13 protein-coding genes are annotated in these 16,917 nt (G+C 60.8%); 12 read left to right on the top strand and 1 reads right to left on the bottom strand.

From position 1 onward, the window contains the following. Nucleotides 1–102: 102 nt before the first annotated feature. Nucleotides 103–1,173 (bottom strand): alcohol dehydrogenase family protein, encoded by a 1,071-nt coding sequence (locus AADW22_RS02890; RefSeq protein WP_407474217.1) that lies wholly within the window; start codon nt 1,171–1,173, stop codon nt 103–105. 82 nt (nt 1,174–1,255) lie between these two features. Here AADW22_RS02890 and AADW22_RS02895 point away from each other — a divergent pair, with 82 nt between their 5' ends. The 12 genes from AADW22_RS02895 to AADW22_RS02950 all read left to right on the top strand — a co-directional run bounded on the left by AADW22_RS02895 (nt 1,256) and on the right by AADW22_RS02950 (nt 16,898). Continuing rightward, nucleotides 1,256–1,768, top strand: a complete 513-nt coding sequence (locus AADW22_RS02895) for a TetR/AcrR family transcriptional regulator (RefSeq protein ID WP_407474218.1) — start codon at nt 1,256–1,258, stop codon at nt 1,766–1,768. Between the two features lie 247 nt (nt 1,769–2,015). Then, on the top strand, nt 2,016–2,600 hold the full coding sequence (locus AADW22_RS02900) for an ANTAR domain-containing response regulator (protein ID WP_407474219.1): 585 nt from the start codon (nt 2,016–2,018) through the stop codon (nt 2,598–2,600). After that, complete coding sequence (locus AADW22_RS02905; protein WP_407474220.1) at nt 2,597–3,742, top strand: ABC transporter substrate-binding protein; 1,146 nt, start codon at nt 2,597–2,599, stop codon at nt 3,740–3,742. The genes AADW22_RS02900 and AADW22_RS02905 overlap by 4 nt, the downstream gene beginning before the upstream one ends. Before the next feature lie 249 nt (nt 3,743–3,991). Then, a complete protein-coding gene (locus AADW22_RS02910; RefSeq protein WP_037942965.1) occupies nt 3,992–5,362 on the top strand; it encodes a CmpA/NrtA family ABC transporter substrate-binding protein in 1,371 nt (456 codons plus the stop codon). Nucleotides 5,363–5,445: 83 nt separating this feature from the next. Next, a complete protein-coding gene (locus AADW22_RS02915; RefSeq protein WP_005850988.1) occupies nt 5,446–6,519 on the top strand; it encodes an ABC transporter permease in 1,074 nt (357 codons plus the stop codon). Between the two features lie 5 nt (nt 6,520–6,524). Next, nucleotides 6,525–8,210, top strand: coding sequence for an ABC transporter ATP-binding protein (locus AADW22_RS02920; RefSeq protein ID WP_407474221.1), 1,686 nt, complete (start codon nt 6,525–6,527; stop codon nt 8,208–8,210). Between the two features lie 4 nt (nt 8,211–8,214). Then, a complete protein-coding gene (gene nirB / locus AADW22_RS02925) occupies nt 8,215–10,641 on the top strand; it encodes a nitrite reductase large subunit NirB (RefSeq protein WP_407474222.1) in 2,427 nt (808 codons plus the stop codon). Continuing rightward, on the top strand, nt 10,638–10,973 hold the full coding sequence (nirD, locus tag AADW22_RS02930; RefSeq protein ID WP_132997456.1) for a nitrite reductase small subunit NirD: 336 nt from the start codon (nt 10,638–10,640) through the stop codon (nt 10,971–10,973). Before nirB ends, nirD begins: the two co-directional genes overlap by 4 nt. Next, entirely contained in the window at nt 10,970–13,546 is a 2,577-nt protein-coding gene (locus AADW22_RS02935; RefSeq protein WP_407474223.1) for a molybdopterin-dependent oxidoreductase, read from the top strand. The genes nirD and AADW22_RS02935 overlap by 4 nt, the downstream gene beginning before the upstream one ends. Next, the gene (locus tag AADW22_RS02940) at nt 13,543–14,478 is read left to right on the top strand and encodes a glycosyl transferase family protein (protein WP_407474224.1); all 936 of its coding nucleotides are present in this window, start codon (nt 13,543–13,545) and stop codon (nt 14,476–14,478) included. The genes AADW22_RS02935 and AADW22_RS02940 overlap by 4 nt, the downstream gene beginning before the upstream one ends. Continuing rightward, nucleotides 14,475–15,893, top strand: coding sequence for a siroheme synthase CysG (cysG, locus tag AADW22_RS02945; RefSeq protein ID WP_407474225.1), 1,419 nt, complete (start codon nt 14,475–14,477; stop codon nt 15,891–15,893). Before AADW22_RS02940 ends, cysG begins: the two co-directional genes overlap by 4 nt. 102 nt (nt 15,894–15,995) lie before the next feature. Beyond that, a complete protein-coding gene (locus AADW22_RS02950) occupies nt 15,996–16,898 on the top strand; it encodes an AraC family transcriptional regulator (RefSeq protein ID WP_235183741.1) in 903 nt (300 codons plus the stop codon). The last annotated feature ends 19 nt before the right edge of the window (nt 16,899–16,917 follow it).

A 16,917-nucleotide genomic window follows, 5' to 3' on the forward strand; every position in this document is an offset into this window, starting at 1 on the left:
CTGCGCGAAACCGGACCTCGACGCCATCAGCGGCGAAGGTCCGGAGCGATACTTGTGAGCAGACCGTGCCTTATGCAGGCTGTAACCTGTGCCTCGTGTCTGTCAGTCTGCGATTGTCACGTCGATTTTGCCCATATGCGACTTTTCCAGAAATGCCTTCTGCGCCGCGTGCAAGTCAGCCAAGGGATAGGTTTCGGCGACCACGGGCTTGATCTCGCCTGCTTCGATGTAGCTGACCAAATCAGTGAATACGCTTGGGGCTTGCCGGGTGCTCCCGATGAGGGTCAGATCCTTGAGGTAGAGGGTCCGCAGATCAAGTTCGACGATCGGACCGGCAATCGCGCCCGACGTGACGTAGCGCCCCCGTGGCACCAAAGCATCAAGCAGTTCGGGCCAGCGCGGCCCCCCTACAAGGTCGAGCACGACGTCGAAGGCGTCGTTTGGATAAGGCTCATTCCGGTCGATCACCGCATCCGCGCCGAGGGCTTTCAGCGACTCCATTTTCGCCGGGCTGGTAGAGGCCGTGACATGGGCACCGCGCCGCTTGGCCAGTTGCACCGCCGCCGATCCGACGCCGCCGGATGCGCCGGTGATCAAGACGCGCTCGTCCCCCAGTCCGGCGCGTTGGATCATGCCTTCGGCAGTGGAGAATGCGCAAGGAAAGGACGCGAGCTCGACATCCGAAAGCGGGCTTTCGATCCGTAATGCGTTTTCCTCGCCCACGGTGGTGTATTCCGCGAAGCCGCCATTGCGCTCCGAGCCGAAGGTCACAAGCGCATCTGATCCGGCACCGGCCGGACGGTACATCGGCCGCACCAGCACGCGCTGACCGATCCGCGCCGCGTCCACTCCGTCCCCGACCGCAACGATCTCTCCGCAGCAGTCCGCGCCTTGGATGCGTGGAAAGCTGAGCGCACCGGACCAGCCGCCGTCGGCATCAGACGCCCCCGCGTAACCCTCGGTTGCGGCCGACCCTGTGTCGCCCCGCACTGCTTTCGAATACCAGCCGGTTCGGGTGTTGACGTCGGTATTGTTCACCGCCGATGCGCCCACACGGATCAATACCTCGCCAGCTTCCGGTTGCGGAACCAAAACGTCGTCACGCCATTCAAGCTTATCCAACCCGCCATGGCCTGTGAGGATTACAGCTTTCATCGTTTCAGGAAGCGTCATAGGGGGAATCTCCGATGTAGAGTGATTGCTCTACTTGCTTAGGTAGAGGGATCGCTCTACATCGTCAAGTATGAGTGATATGATGAACAAGATATCCGCAGGGCTTGAACGCGCCTTTGCCAATCGGGGCTTTGCCGAGCCCAGCGTCGAGGATCTGCGGGATGCTGCGGGCGTGAGCCTTCGCACGCTTTACAAATACACGCCGTCGCGGGCGGAAATGGTGCTTGCTGCATTGGAGAACCGGCATCAGCGCTATCTCGCCCGCGTTTTTGATGACCTGCCAGAGGCGCCTAGCGAGGCGCTTAATAAGATACTGACTCGCGTTGGAAACTGGATGGTGACCGAGAGCGCGCATGGCTGCCTCTTTCATGCTGCAGTGGCCGCTGAACCGGGCAGTCAGCCGCTGCGCGAATTACTGGAACGTCACAAGGCAGAGGTCGCGGAAAGGGCCGCAGCGGCGACCGCGTTGAAGGGGGCCGATACCGCGCTGTTGTTGATCATCGAAGGGCTGACGCAAGCATGGCCCCTGCATCATGAGGCCGCGCTGGATGCGGCCAAGCGATTAGGGCTGTCGCTGCTGTCACCGGATCGTTAACGGCCCCACAGCCGGATGTGGCGGCGGTACCCCGTTCCGGCCCGCGGGTGTTTTTGCGGGGGCTGCCCATAGCTCAGGTGTAAACCTGAATGGCTGGCACCGCTGTGGTCGAGCGGCTGTTTTATTCTGCACAACAGATTGGCACATGCGTTTTTTCTGCTCACTGTTTGGGCTAAGCATGTCGTAAGCCGCTGGCGCACGAGGGATGCCAGATTGAAGTTGCACCGATGATCGTTGATCAAAATGCATGAATGCAGATCTGCGTATCCTGGTTGTAGAGCCAAACCCCGAGCGCGTGCGTGACATCGTGGATGCACTGCGCGAAGCGGGTTGGTCTGACGTCAAGGCTTTGCTGCAGATGTCGGAACTGAACCAGACGGTGAGGGAATTTTCACCGGACATCGTTCTTATCGACCTGACAAATCCGGACCGCGATACGCTTGAACATATCTCTCACGCGACCGAGACGACCAAGCGGGCGGTCGCGCTGTTTGTGGACCAAACGGATGAGAACCTGACGCAGGCGGCGCTGAATGCCGGGGTCAGCGCCTATGTGGTGGATGGTCTTCAGATGGACCGGATAAAACCCGTGCTGCAAACGGCCATCGCGCGCTTCAAAATGATGCGTCAATTCCACTTCGAACTGAATGCTGCCAAGCAAGCGCTGGAGGATCGCAAGACGATCGACCGCGCAAAGGGGATCTTGATGCGCCAACGCGGCATGTCCGAGGATGAAGCCTATAAGCTGCTGCGCACCACCGCGATGCGCCAGAATCGCAAGGTCATCGATGTGGCGCAAGCATTGGTGACGGCAGCGGATCTGTTGTCATGAGCGAGGTTGTTCTGAACTGTGGCTATGTCCCGTTGGTTGATTGCGCCCCGCTGGTCATCGCGAAAGAGCTGGGATTTGCTGCCGAGCAGGGTCTCGCGCTTAATCTTTTGCGTCAGCCTTCGTGGTCTGCGCTGCGCGATATGCTGGCACTGGGTCATCTGGATGCGGCGCATATGCTGTCGCCAATGCCCGTGGCCATGTCCATCGGGATGGGCGGACTGCCCGCGCGGGTAGATGCGCTGATGGTCTTATCCGTGAACGGCACGGTGTTCGGCGTCTCTAACGCTGTTGCTTCCGCATTGGAGAACGTGCGCTTTGGGGACACGACTGCATTGCTGTCGGGGCTCAGCGCGCGCGGTGCCAAACCGCTGCGTGTGGGTATCCCCTTCCACTATTCCATGCACCGGCTGCTGCTGTCCTATTGGGCCGCGCAAGCGCCCGACCTGCAGATCGAGGAGGTCACCGTGCCGCCGATGCGTATGGCGGATGCAGTCTCGGACGGGTTTGTCGACGCCTTTTGGGTGGGCGAGCCCTGGGGCGGTGTGGCCGTGCAGAATAATGTGGCCAAGCTGATGATGGCGGGCCGCGATGTCTGGCAGTTCGCGCCGGAGAAGGTGCTTGCCGCGCGACATGAGTGGGCCACGCAGAACGAGGACAGCGTGCGTCGCCTGATGCGGGCGGTATACCAAGCGTCGGCCTGGCTTGATGCGCCTGGAAACAAGCCGCTGGCGGTCGAGATTTTGGGCCGCAGTGAACACCTGAGCATGTCGCCCGATTTGATCGATCCGGCGCTGACCGGGCATATCGTCCCCCGAACGGGGGCCTCTCCGGTCACGGTGGACCGGTTCTTGCAGTTCCACAGCCATGCCGCCTCTTTCCCGTGGCGCAGTCAGGCGGCGTGGATCGCGCATCACCTTGGTGCCGACGCCGCGGGAATCGAGAAAGCCAAAACCTGTTTTCGCGCCGATCTTTTCCGCCAGAATCTGTCTGATATCGGCGCTGATATGCCCCAATCCTCCGAGAAAACCGAAGGGGCGATGATGTTTCCAACATCTGTAGCATCTGCACGGGGAGAGATGATTCTTTCGCCCGACGCCTTTTTTGACGGCAGAACGTTTGATTTCACCGCAGCTGTGCGATGAATTCTTAAGCGGCTTCTGCATGGGCCTCTGAAAAGCTGCCGCAATGCAGAAAATTCGTTGCGTGAAGCCGCGTCTATGAGCCACCCTTGATGCCAAGGGACAACGTTGTCCGACCTATACCGCTGACCAATGCTGGTCGCACATCACTCAGAGCAATGCCGCTCGTACGGAGCACGGATTTCTTCCCCGTGAACCATACGTGCGGCTTTTTTCGTTTCTGCCCTTCGGGGCCATGAAAGGACATGACCCATGAAAAATACATTCGCACTCCTGCTCGCCTCGACAAGTCTGCTGGCGACCGCGGCGTCGGCCGAAATGCTGGCGCTCGAGAAAGAGGAGCTGACCTTTGGCTTTATCAAGCTGACCGATATGGCACCTTTGGCTGTGGCCTACGAGCTGGGATATTTTGAGGACGAGGGCCTTTTTGTCAGGCTTGAGGCGCAGGCCAACTGGAAAGTGCTGCTGGACGGCGTGATCGACGGCCAACTGGACGGCGCGCATATGCTGGCGGGCCAACCGCTGGCGGCAACGATCGGCTATGGCACCAAAGCGCATATCATCACGCCCTTCTCGATGGACCTGAACGGCAATGCGATCACCGTTTCCAATGACATCTGGGACGAGATGAAGCCGAACGTGCCCACGATGGACGATGGTCGGCCGCAGCATCCCATCAGCGCCAGTGCTTTGGCTCCGGTGGTTGAAGGCTACAAGGACCGCGGCGAGCCGTTCAATATGGGCATGGTCTTTCCCGTTTCGACCCACAACTACGAGATCCGGTACTGGCTTGCGGCGGGCGGACTGAAGCCCGGCTACTATAGCGCGCAAGATATTTCCGGTCAGATTGATGCGGATGTGCTGCTGTCCGTGACGCCGCCACCGCAGATGCCTGCGACAATGGAAGCAGGGACGATATCGGGCTACGCCGTGGGGGAGCCTTGGAACCAGCAGGCGGTTTTCAAAGGGATCGGCGTGCCGGTGATCACCGACTACGACATGTGGAAAAACAACCCCGAGAAGGTCTTTGGCATTACCGCCGAATTTGCCGAGGAAAACCCCAACACCACGCTTGCATTGACCAAGGCACTGATCCGCGCGGCAATGTGGCTTGATGCTAACGACAACGCCAACCGCGAGGAAGCGGTAGAGATGTTGTCGCGCTCTGAATATGTGGGCGCGGATGCGGATGTGATCGCCAACTCCATGACCGGCTTTTTCGAGTTCGAAAAAGGGGATGTGCGCCCCGCCCCCGACTTCAACGTCTTCTTCCGCTACAATGCGACCTATCCGTTCTATTCAGACGCGATCTGGTATCTGACCCAGATGCGTCGCTGGGGCCAGATCGACGAGACAAAGCCGGATGAATGGTATTTCGAGACGGCTGCAGACGTGTATCGCCCGGACATCTACCTACAGGCCGCAAGGCTGCTGGTGGACGAGGGTATGGCCGACGAAGCGGCGTTCCCTTGGGATAGCGATGGCTTCAAAGCACCGACACCGGCTGCCGATATCATCGACGGGATCAGCTACGACGGACGCGCGCCGAACGCCTATATCGACAGCCTGCCCATCGGTCTGAAGTCCGGTCAAACGGTCGTCGACAGCAAGGTCGAAGGCTAAACCCCGCCCCTCCGCTTTGCCACACTGCAAAGCGGAGGGGGGAGGGAGCCACTTTCATCAAAAGCAGCAATTGGACAGCCGATATGACCGCGATTGACACAAACACACTCGATATCGAAGCCCGCCGCGCGCGGCGCTTTGCCCGGATCAACAAGGCCGACGCATGGTTCAGCGTCTTTGGCCTGTCTTGGATGACACCGATCCTGAAGGCCGCCGCGGGGGATAATCCGCGCGCGCAGGCGGGCGAGATCTGGCGGCTTCTGGGCGTGCCGCTCTTGGCGATTGCGATCTTCCTGACCCTCTGGGCAAGCTTGGCCCCCAAGGTTCAAACCTCGCTCGGGGCTGTGCCCGGCCCTGCCCAAGTCTGGGAGCAGGTGGGCGAGTTGCATCAGGACGCCATCCGCGAGGGCGAACGCGAAGCCGCCTTCTACGAGCGGCAAGAGGCGCGCAACGCCAAGCATATCGCAAGTGGCAACGCAGACCGTGTGCGTGATCGCGCCTATACAGGCAAGCCAACCTACTACGACCAGATCTGGACCTCGATCAAAACGGTGCTTTTCGGTTTTCTCATTGCGTCGATCGTTGCCATCCCGTTGGGCATCGCTGCGGGCCTGTCTGTAACGGCGAATGCGGCGCTGAATCCGCTGATACAGATCTTCAAACCGGTCTCGCCACTGGCATGGCTGCCCATCGTGACCATGATCGTATCAGCCGTCTATAGCACCAATGACGGTATGTTCTCCAAGTCATTCCTCATTTCGGCGATCACTGTTACGCTCTGCTCGCTCTGGCCCACGCTGATCAATACATCCCTTGGCGTCGCCAGCATCGACAAGGATCTTGTCAGCGTCAGTCGTGTGCTGAAAATGAATACCTATACCAAGATCACCAAACTGGTGCTGCCCTCGGCGCTGCCATTGATCTTTACCGGGCTGCGGCTGTCGCTTGGTGTGGGCTGGATGGTTTTGATCGCGGCGGAAATGCTGGCGCAGAACCCCGGGCTTGGAAAATTCGTCTGGGATGAATTCCAGAACGGCAGCTCGCAAAGTCTGGCGCGGATCATGGTCGCGGTGCTGACCATCGGCATCATCGGCTTCCTTCTGGACCGTGTGATGTATGCGCTCCAGTCCATGTTCACCTTCTCGAATAACCGGTGATCGATATGGGTATCTTGAACTTCAAAAATGTCACCAAAACCTATGACACCCAACCCGTTCTCAAGGACATCTCCCTTGACGTTGCCGAAGGTGAATTCGTCGTCATCCTCGGGTTCTCGGGCACCGGCAAGACCACGTTGATCAATCTGATGGCAGGGCTTGAGCAGCCGACCTCGGGCAGCGTGACCTACAAGGGAAAGCCCATCACCGAACCGGGCCGCGAACGCGGTGTGATCTTTCAGAACTATTCGCTGATGCCGTGGCTGACCGTGCAGGGCAACGTCAGGCTTGCTGTCGATACGATGTTCCCTGATCTCTCCAAAATCGAACGGGCGGCCAAGGTCGATCACTATGTCAACATGGTGGGTCTGTCCCATGCGGCCACGCGCCGCCCTGCTGAATTGTCCGGTGGGATGCGCCAGCGGGTCAATGTGGCACGCGCCCTGGCGATGGACCCCGAAATGCTGCTGCTGGATGAGCCGCTCTCGGCGCTCGACGCCCTGACCCGCGCCAATCTGGCGGATGAGATCGAGGCGATCTGGGACGAAGACAAGAAAACCTGTGTCCTGATCACCAATGATGTGGATGAAGCGATCATCCTGGCGGATCGGATCATCGCCCTTAATCCGGACGGCACGCTTGGGGAGGCATTCAAAGTCGACATTCCCCGCCCCCGCGACCGGATTGCGATGAACAATGACGCGGCATTCAAGGCGCTGCGTGGGCAGGTCACGACCTATCTGATGGACATCGGCATCGCCGCGAAAGTCGAAGAAACGCGTATGCTGCCCAATGTCACGCCGATCCATTCAGTGCCCGCGGCAGTCTCCAAGGCGCAGGAAGGTGCCATCCAGGAAAAATTCCTGAATTTCTCGCAGCTCGACAAGGTGTATCCGACGCCGAAAGGGCCGCTGACCGTGGTCGAGAACTTTGATCTCAAGATCAACAGGGGCGAATTTATCTCGCTGATCGGGCATTCGGGCTGCGGTAAATCCACTGTGCTGACGATGGCTGCGGGGCTGAACCCGATCTCGAAAGGGGCGATCCGTCTGGACGGGTGGAACGTCCAAGGTGCAGACCCCGAACGCGCCGTCGTGTTCCAGTCGCCCAATCTGTTCCCGTGGCTCTCGGCCAAGGAGAACGTCGCCATTGGTGTCGACAAGGTCTATCCCCGCGCGTCGCAGGCGGAACGTCAGGATGTGGTGGAATACTACCTTGAACGCGTCGGGCTGGCAGACAGTATGGACAAGAATGCCGCCAGCTTGTCGAACGGGATGAAACAGCGGGTCGGCATTGCCCGTGCCTTTGCCCTATCGCCCAAACTGCTGCTTCTGGATGAACCTTTCGGCATGCTCGACAGTCTGACCCGCTGGGAATTGCAGGAAGTGCTGATGGAAGTCTGGTCGCGCACCAAAGTGACGGCAATCTGCGTGACCCATGATGTGGACGAGGCGATCCTGCTGGCCGACCGCGTGGTGATGATGACCAACGGACCCCAAGCCACCATCGGCAAGATCACCGACGTAAACCTGCCGCGTCCACGCACCCGCAAGGCGCTGCTCGAACACCCCGACTATTACAGCTACCGGCAAGAAGTGCTCGATTTCCTCGAGGAATACGAACACGGCAATGCGCCGAAATCACCTGCCTCCGGCGGGACACCGAAACCCAAAGCAATCGCGGCGGAGTGAGACCATGAAACAGAAACTTGTCGTAATCGGTGCCGGTATGGCCTCCGGTCGGGTGCTGGAGCATCTTCTGGAACAGGACCGCGATGCCTATGACATCACCCTTTTCAACGCAGAGGCACGGGGCAACTACAACCGTATCATGCTGTCCCCGGTCCTGTCGGGGGAGAAGACCTATGCCGACATCGTGACCCATGATGATGGATGGTACGCCGAAAATGACATCACCTGCCGTTTTGGCGAAAAGGTGCTGGAAATAGACCGCGCAGCAAAGACGATCACGGGCGAGAACGGCACGGTGTCCTATGACAAGCTGGTTCTGGGCACCGGATCGAACCCCTTTATGATCCCTTTGCCGGGTCACGATCTGGACGGCGTCATCGCCTACCGCGATCTGGAAGACACCGAACGGATGATGGGGTTGGGCGAAGGCAGTAAATGCGTCGTGATCGGCGGCGGGCTGCTGGGGTTGGAGGCGGCGGCAGGCATGGCGGCCCGCGGCGTCGACGTGACCGTTGTGCACATCATGGGGCATTTGATGGAACGGCAATTGGACGAGGCCGCAGGATATCTGCTGCGCCGCGCCCTGACGGATAAGGGCATCACCGTCAAATGCGCCGCAAACTCCAAGGAGATCCTGGGCGAGAACGGAAAGGTCCGTGCCCTGCTGCTGGATGACGGGACGGAACTGCCCTGCGATTTGCTGGTCATGGCCGTGGGCATCCGCCCCAACGTGGCACTCGGGCAGGGCGCAGGCTTGGCCGTTGGAAAGGGCATCCATGTGGATGACCAGATGGTGACCTCCGACGTCGATGTGCTGGCTGTCGGGGAATGCGTGGAACATAATGGCGCGCTGTTCGGTCTGGTGGCACCGCTGTACGATCAGGCAAAGGTAGCGGCGCAGACCCTGCTGGGGCAGTCATCGACCTTTGTCCCGAAAGAGCTGTCGACCAAGCTCAAGGTGACGGGCTGCGATCTGTTCAGTGCGGGCGATTTTGCCGATGGCGAGGGGCGCGAGGATATCGTCTTTCGCGATCCGGCGCGGGGTGTCTATCGCCGTCTGGTGATCAAGAACAACGTGGTGATCGGGGCGGTGATGTATGGCGACACCGCCGACAGCAACTGGTTCTTTGGCCTGATACGCGACAAGACCGACATCGCGGACATGCGCGATACGCTGATTTTCGGCCCGGCCTACCAAGGGGGGACCCCCCTGGACCCTTTAGCAGCTGTTGCAGCCTTACCGCGTGACGCGGAGATCTGTGGCTGCAACGGTATCTGCAAAGGACAAATTGAAGACGCCATCGCGGCGGGCGCCTCTGATCTGGGCGCGATCAAAGCGACGACCAAGGCCAGCGCATCCTGCGGGACGTGCACCGGGCTGGTCGAACAGGTATTGGCGGTCACGCTGGGGGATGATTTCGTCGTGCCTGCCGCGGCGTCGATCTGCGGCTGCACCGACATGACCCACGAAGACGTGCGGCGGATGATCAAGTCGCAGCGACTGACCTCGATGCCGGCGGTCTGGCAGGAATGCGGGTGGAAGACGCCCGACGGCTGCCATGTCTGCCGCCCCGCGTTGAACTTCTATCTGCTTGCCGACTGGCCGCTGGAATATCGCGACGATCCGCAATCGCGTTTCATCAACGAACGCAAACACGCCAACATCCAGAAGGACGGCACCTACAGCGTCGTGCCGCGCATGTGGGGTGGGATCACCACGCCCGACGAACTGCGTGCCATTGCCGATGCGGCGGATAAATACATGGTGCCGACGGTCAAGGTCACCGGCGGGCAGCGGATCGACCTATTGGGTGTAAAAAGCGAGGATCTGCCCGACATCTGGGCCGATCTGAACGCGGCCGGCATGGTGTCGGGACATGCCTATTCCAAAGGGCTGCGCACGGTCAAAACCTGTGTCGGTACGGATCATTGCCGCTTTGGCACCCAGGACAGCACGGGTCTGGGCATCCAGCTTGAGAAAGAGCTTTGGGGGGCCTGGACGCCGCATAAGCTGAAACTCGGGGTGTCGGGCTGCCCGCGCAACTGCGCCGAAGCGACCTGCAAGGACATCGGCGTCATCTGTGTCGACAGCGGATACCAGATCAGCATCGGCGGGGCGGCCGGTATGGACGTCAGGGAAACCGAATTGCTGATCCAGGTGCCGACCGAGCAAGAGGCGATCAATGTGATCAAGGCGGTGACCCAGCTGTATCGCGAGAATGCCAAATACCTTGATCGCATCTACAAATGGATGGCCAAGGTCGGTCTGGACTGGATCAAGGAACGGGTTGCTGCCGAAGGCGACGCTTTGGTTGATCGCTTCGAGCTGAGCCAAACGATTTACCGCAAAGACCCGTGGGCCGAACATGTGACCCAGCAGGCCGAGCGCTACAAACCCCTTGCAACCCTGTCACTGGAGGCTGCGGAATGACCAGCTGGATCGATATCGCAGCCCTTGAGGAGGTGCCACAGCGCGGTGCGCGTATGATCAAGACCACGCTTGGCTGTGTCGCGGTGTTCCGCACCGCCGAGGATGAGGTCTTTGCGCTTGATAATGCCTGTCCGCACAAGGCGGGGCCATTGGCCGAAGGCATCGTGCATGGCAAATCCGTGACCTGCCCGCTGCACAACTGGGTATTCTCTCTCGAGACCGGAGAGGCGCAGGGCGCGGACGCGGGCCGCGTCGCGACCTATCCGGCGCGGGTGGAAAGCGGGCGCATCCTGCTGGACCGGACGTTCCTGCAAGCGCGGAGCGCCGCATGACCCTCACGCGCACCACTTGCCCTTATTGCGGTGTAGGTTGCGGTGTGCTGGCGGCCGCCGATGGTACAATCAAGGGGGATCCGGATCATCCGGCCAACTTCGGGCGGCTCTGCTCCAAAGGCGCTGCCTTGGGGGAAACCATTGATCTGGACGGGCGGCTTTTGCATCCGCAGATCAACGGGGTGCGGGCAAACTGGGATACGGCGCTGGATATGGTGGCGCAGAAATTCAGCGATGCCATCGCGCAGCATGGTCCGGAAAGCGTCGCCTTTTACGCTTCGGGCCAGATGCTGATCGAAGACTATTATGTCGCCAACAAGCTGATGAAGGGGTTCATCGGGGCGGCCAATATCGACACGAATTCACGTCTGTGCATGGCGTCCTCTGTCGCGGGGCACAAGCGTGCCTTCGGCACCGATACCGTTCCCGGCACCTATGAAGATCTGGAGCAAGCCGATCTGGTTGTGCTTGTCGGGTCCAATCTGGCGTGGTGCCATCCGGTCCTGCACCAGCGTATTGCCGCCGCAAAACAGGCGCGCCCCCATATGCGGATCGTCAATGTCGATCCGCGCCGTACGGCGACCACCGATCTAGCAGATGTGCATCTGAGGATCGCCCCCGACGGGGATGTTGCCTTGTTCAATGGGTTGCTGGCGTATCTGGCAGAGACCGGAAAACTCGACACGGCCTATACGGAAAACCATGTGAACGGGCTGGACGCGGCACTGGCGGCGGCACAGGCCAGTGATCCGGCGGACAGCGGGTTGAACGCTCGGGAATTGGCTGATTTCTATGCGCTTTGGGCAAACACGCCCAAAGTCGTCACCGCGTACTCCCAAGGCGTCAACCAATCGGTCTGCGGCACGGATAAGGTGAACGCGATCCTGAATTGCCATCTTGCCACAGGGCGCATTGGCAAGGCGGGGATGGGCCCTTTCTCATTGACCGGCCAGCCCAATGCCATGGGGGGACGCGAAGTTGGCGGTCTGGCCAATATGCTGGCAAACCACCTAGAGATCGGGGATGAAGCGCATCGCAGCGCGGTGCAGAGTTTCTGGCAAAGCCCGACGATCTGCACCAAACCGGGACTGAAGGCTGTCGATCTGTTCGAGGCCTGTGCCGACGGGCGGATCAAGGCACTGTGGGTTATCTCGACCAACCCCGCGGTGTCGTTGCCCGATGCCGATGGCGTGGCGGCCGCAATTGCAAATGTGCCCTTTGTTGTTACGTCTGACATCATGGAGAAGACGGATACCAACGCGTTGGCTGACGTCCTGCTGCCCGCCACCGGTTGGGGTGAAAAAGACGGGACCGTGACCAATTCCGAACGGCGCATTTCGCGCCAGCGCGCCTTTCTGCCCGCCCCCGGTGATGCGCGGCCCGACTGGCAGATCATCAGCGACGTGGCCAAGCGTATGGGGTTTTCGGGTGCCTTTTCCTATGGCTCATCCGCGGATGTCTTTGCCGAATATGTCGCGCTTGATCAGGCCGCTTCGGCCTTCCCGCGCGATCTTGATCTGAGCATTTTTGCCGATGCGGATTACGCGAAAATGGTGCCGACCCAATGGCCGCGCAATGGGGCGCGTTTCTTTGCGGACGGGCAATATTATCACCCTGACGGCAAGGCGCAGATGGTTGCCGTGACATCCCCTGTGTCGCTGAATTCACGCTTTACGCTCAATACCGGACGGAACCGCGACCAGTGGCACACGATGACGCGCACGGGCAAATCGGCGCGGCTTGGGGCACATCTGGCCGAACCGTATGTAGAGATGAACCCAGTTGATGCCGCCGCATTGGGGGCACTCCCCGGGGCGTTGATCGCGTTGCAAAACAGCCGTGGTCGCGTTTTGATGCGGGCGTTGATCACCCCGCGCGTCGCCCAAGGCGCGTTGTTCGCGCCAATGCACTGGACACGTCAGCGCAGCACCGCGGGCACGGTCAATAGCGTCATGACGCCGCTGACCGACCCGATTTCAGGTCAACCCGCCTTGAAGGCCAGCGCTGTCACTGCCGAGGTTTTCAAGGCGAAATGGTACGGCTTTCTGGCAAGCATCGCGGAACCCGCCCCGCGCACCACCTATGCCGCCGTGGCCCGCACCAATACGGGCTGGCAGGCAGAGCTGGCGGGCAGTAAAAACCCCGAGGATTGGGAGGCAGAGGCCCGTCTTCTGACGGGGCAGGCGGAGGGTGATCTCTCGCTCCAGTCCGACGCGGCGACCGGTGGCGTCCGGATTGCGATAACCCAAGGTGGGCGGATCACCGGGCTGCTTTTCGTATCCCCCAATCCGGTGGTCGTCTCGCGCAGTGCGATTATCTCGCTGATCGGGACGGACACATCGGCGTTGGCGGCGCTCGCCGGGCGCAATGCCGCTGACCGGCCGGACCCGGGTGCTACGGTCTGTGCCTGTTTTGATGTGGGGCGCAACACCTTGCTGGCGGCTATCGCCGGCGGGGCCTCTACCGTCGCGGCCTTGGGCGACGCCACCTGCGCGGGGACAAACTGCGGGTCGTGCAAACCCGAACTCGCCGCCTTGCTGGATCAGACCTTGCAACGGATGGCCGCAGAATGAGCCTGGCCCCCTATGTCCGGATCGTCGCGCGCGGCAAGGGGCGTGCCCGCGCTATGACCTTGGCCGAAGCTCAGGACGCCATGGCGCTGATCTTACGCGGTGATGCTGCCCCCGAAGCGGTCGGCGCGCTGTTGATGGTCATGCGTCTGCGCGGCGAAACCCCCGAAGAGATTGCCGGTTTCACCGCAGCATTGCGCGCACATGTGGTGGGCAAACTGCCCAGAGCGGATCTGGACTGGCCGTCCTATGCCGCAGGTCGCAGCCGGGGGGTGCCGCTGTTCCTGCTTGCTGCGCGGCTGGTGGGGCAGGCCGGTTACAGCATTTCGATGCACGGGTGGAATTCGCATCAATCGGCCAATGCATCGGTGCGCGAAGTGATCGATCTTGCCGGACCGCAGGTGACCTATACCCCGCTTGAAACCCTAAGCCCTGCGGCTTTCAGCATCTTGAACCTGCGCGATACGCTCGGCCTCAGATCGTGCTTCAATACGGTATTGCGGATGTGGAACCCGTCCGAGGCCCCGGCGACGGTGCAAGGTGTGTTCCACCCGTCCTACCGCAGCCTGCAGGCCCAAGCCGCGCAACTGTTGGGCCAGCAGGATCTGAGCATCATCAAAGGGGGCGGCGGCGAATTCGAGCGCCATCCCTCCAAGGACATCACCCTGTTCGGCCTGCGCGACGGGGCGCATATCCAGCAGACCGCCGCGCCAATCCTGGATGACACCCGGCGTTTGCATGAAACAGGCGATATCATCGACCTGCACGGCCTGTGGCAGGGGCGCGTGGACGATCCTTTCGCAATCGCCACGGTGACCGGAACTGCGGCACTTGCGCTGTGGACGCTGAAGGCGTCTCCGACGCTCTCTCAAGCCGACCAAATGGCGCGCAGCCTTTGGGACCAGCGACACCAGTCAAAGGAGCAATCCGCATGAAGACATTTCCAATGTTCCTGCAAATGGCGGGTCGCCGCGTCGTGATCATGGGCGGGGGCGAACAGGCCGCCCAGAAGGCGCGCCTGATCCTGAAAACCGAGGCGACGGTCGAGGTCTGGGCGACTACATTCGATGCCGAACTGTCGGACCTTGCTGCATCGGGCCGTGTCACACTTCACGACGGTCCAATCACCCCGCACAGCTTTTCAGACACCGCGCTGGCCTTTATCGCCACTGGCTGCCCTGGTGCGGACATGGCGCTGCATGTTTTGGCCAAAGAGACCGGGGCGATTGTGAACGTCGTCGACCAGCCACAGCTTTGCGACGCGATCACGCCTTCGATCGTGGACCGTGATCCGGTGGTCGTGGCCATCGGCACCGAGGGGACAGCCCCGGTGCTGGCCCGCCAGATCAAGACGAAAGTAGAGGAAATGCTGGAGCCGCGGCTGGGGGATCTTGCTGCTCTTGCGGGCCGGTTGCGGGGGAAAGCGTCTGCGCGCCTTGATCCGCGCGCGCGTCGCGATCTGTGGCGTTGGGTCTTCAACGACAGCCCGCGCTGGATGTTTGCCGCCGGTGCCAAACGCGCGGCGGCCAAGCGTATCAAGTCGGCCATCGAAACGGGCGACTTCGGCACCGCTGCGGGCGGCAGTGTCAGCCTTGTTGGCGCAGGACCGGGGGCGAAGGATCTGATCACCCTGCGCGGCGTGCAGCGCCTGCAAGAAGCCGATGTGATCTATTATGACCGGTTGCTTGACCCTGAAATCCTTGAATTGGCCCGTCGTGACGCCGAGCGCATTTACGTTGGGAAGGCTCCGGGCTGTCACAGTTGGCCGCAAGAGAAAATCACACAGACCCTGGTGATGGCTGCCAAACGCGGCCAGCGCGTCGTACGGCTGAAATGCGGTGATCCGGGGGTGTTCGGGCGCAGCACAGAAGAAGTCGATGCGCTGAAAGCCAGCGGTATCGCATTCGAGATCATTCCCGGCGTCACCGCGGCCTGCGCCGCGGCCGCGAGCATCGGTGAAAGCCTGACGGATCGGGGCAAGATCGACACCGTGGTGCTGACGACCGGCCATCGCCAAGATGGATATGCGGTGCCCGAACCGATCAAGGATATCAGACCCGGCACATGCGTGGCGCTTTACATGGCCGTGGGTGCTGCGCCACAGATTGTGGATCATCTAAAGACAGCGCATCCGGGGGTTCAGTTCGACCTGCAAATCGCCGTGAAAGCGCAGCGCAAGGATCAGAAGATTTTGCGGTGCTCCCTTCAAGATCTGGAAGCGACGCTGAGCGCTAATAGGATCGCAGGCGAGGCCATGCTGTTCATCCGGTGGCCTCGGGAGGCACAACAGGCCTATATGCCCTTGGTGCAAAGCGCAGTGGGGCGCGTCGTATCGATGGTGCAAGACTGACCCTTGGTGACGATCCCCGCGGGGATGTTGCGGAATTGACTTATCCGAGTAAATTTGTCAGAAAATGGTTTCAGAATTCTGGAGCTGTCTCAGCGCGTCGTCATGTCATCCGCCCCTCTATCAAAATCCTATGTGCCACAGGTTTTTGTCCCTCGTATGGAGGCGCAGACCCGGAACCTGCGCACGATCAAGCCCTTGCGGTTTCGGCCCTTGTCGGGGGCTATCGCAGATGTTTGGCATGTCGACGGGGACCAAGGGGGCGGCGGGTATTACACCGCACCGGATCCGCGCCTTGTGGTCTTTCTGGATGACACCCCGCCGCTGATCGCGCTTCGAACGGGCGAGGGGGCGACGGCCCAATTCGGAACGCGCGCTTTCTTTGTTCCGGCAGGCACCCCGTTGTGGAGCAAGCTGGGCAAGGCCCAAAGGCTCAGCCATATCGATTTCCATTTTGACGCGGCGGCATTGCAGACACGGCTTGGTGCGATCGGCGTATCAGAGCTGCCTCGCCGCGTGATGTTTGCGCCGGAGGATAGCGTGCTGCTGACCCTTGGCCGTCTGGCGGCCAGCGAAGTGGAGACCCCTCAACGTGGGACGATGGTCTTGGAAGGCCTGCTGCAATCGCTTTTGGGCGCAGTGATGGACCCGGCGTCGCAAAACGCCCTGCCTGCGTCCGGCGGGCTGTCGCCTCAGCATATGACGGCCGTGCGGCAGTACATGGCGCAGAATATATTTCGCCCCGTCGGTGTGGGCGAACTGGCAGATTTGGCGGGGCTCTCCGAAAGCTGGTTCAGCCGCGCGTTCAAGCAAACCTCGGGTCTGTCGCCCCAACGCTGGATAGCTGAATGCCGCGTCGTCGCCGCCAAGGAGATGATGGCCGACCCCGGACGCCCCCTTGCCGACATCGCCGCGGCAACCGGTTTTTCCGATCAGGCCCATCTGTCACGGGTCTTTCGCCGGTCTGTCGGGGTGCCGCCATCGCAGTGGCGACGCGATATTCAGTGATACGTTTACAGCGGATTGG

The sequence above is a fragment of the Sulfitobacter sp. PM12 genome (assembly GCF_045586035.1).
Lineage (GTDB): Bacteria > Pseudomonadota > Alphaproteobacteria > Rhodobacterales > Rhodobacteraceae > Sulfitobacter > Sulfitobacter pontiacus.

Coding starts and splice junctions, on each gene's coding strand:
- AADW22_RS02900 (WP_407474219.1), top strand. CDS start 2,016: ATGAATGCAGATCTGCGTATCCTGGTTGTAGAGCCAAACCCCGAGCGC.
- AADW22_RS02910 (WP_037942965.1), top strand. CDS start 3,992: ATGAAAAATACATTCGCACTCCTGCTCGCCTCGACAAGTCTGCTGGCG.
- nirD (WP_132997456.1), top strand. CDS start 10,638: ATGACCAGCTGGATCGATATCGCAGCCCTTGAGGAGGTGCCACAGCGC.
- nirB (WP_407474222.1), top strand. CDS start 8,215: ATGAAACAGAAACTTGTCGTAATCGGTGCCGGTATGGCCTCCGGTCGG.
- AADW22_RS02905 (WP_407474220.1), top strand. CDS start 2,597: ATGAGCGAGGTTGTTCTGAACTGTGGCTATGTCCCGTTGGTTGATTGC.
- AADW22_RS02935 (WP_407474223.1), top strand. CDS start 10,970: ATGACCCTCACGCGCACCACTTGCCCTTATTGCGGTGTAGGTTGCGGT.
- cysG (WP_407474225.1), top strand. CDS start 14,475: ATGAAGACATTTCCAATGTTCCTGCAAATGGCGGGTCGCCGCGTCGTG.
- AADW22_RS02950 (WP_235183741.1), top strand. CDS start 15,996: ATGTCATCCGCCCCTCTATCAAAATCCTATGTGCCACAGGTTTTTGTC.
- AADW22_RS02895 (WP_407474218.1), top strand. CDS start 1,256: ATGAACAAGATATCCGCAGGGCTTGAACGCGCCTTTGCCAATCGGGGC.
- AADW22_RS02915 (WP_005850988.1), top strand. CDS start 5,446: ATGACCGCGATTGACACAAACACACTCGATATCGAAGCCCGCCGCGCG.
- AADW22_RS02920 (WP_407474221.1), top strand. CDS start 6,525: ATGGGTATCTTGAACTTCAAAAATGTCACCAAAACCTATGACACCCAA.
- AADW22_RS02890 (WP_407474217.1), bottom strand. CDS start 1,173: ATGACGCTTCCTGAAACGATGAAAGCTGTAATCCTCACAGGCCATGGC.
- AADW22_RS02940 (WP_407474224.1), top strand. CDS start 13,543: ATGAGCCTGGCCCCCTATGTCCGGATCGTCGCGCGCGGCAAGGGGCGT.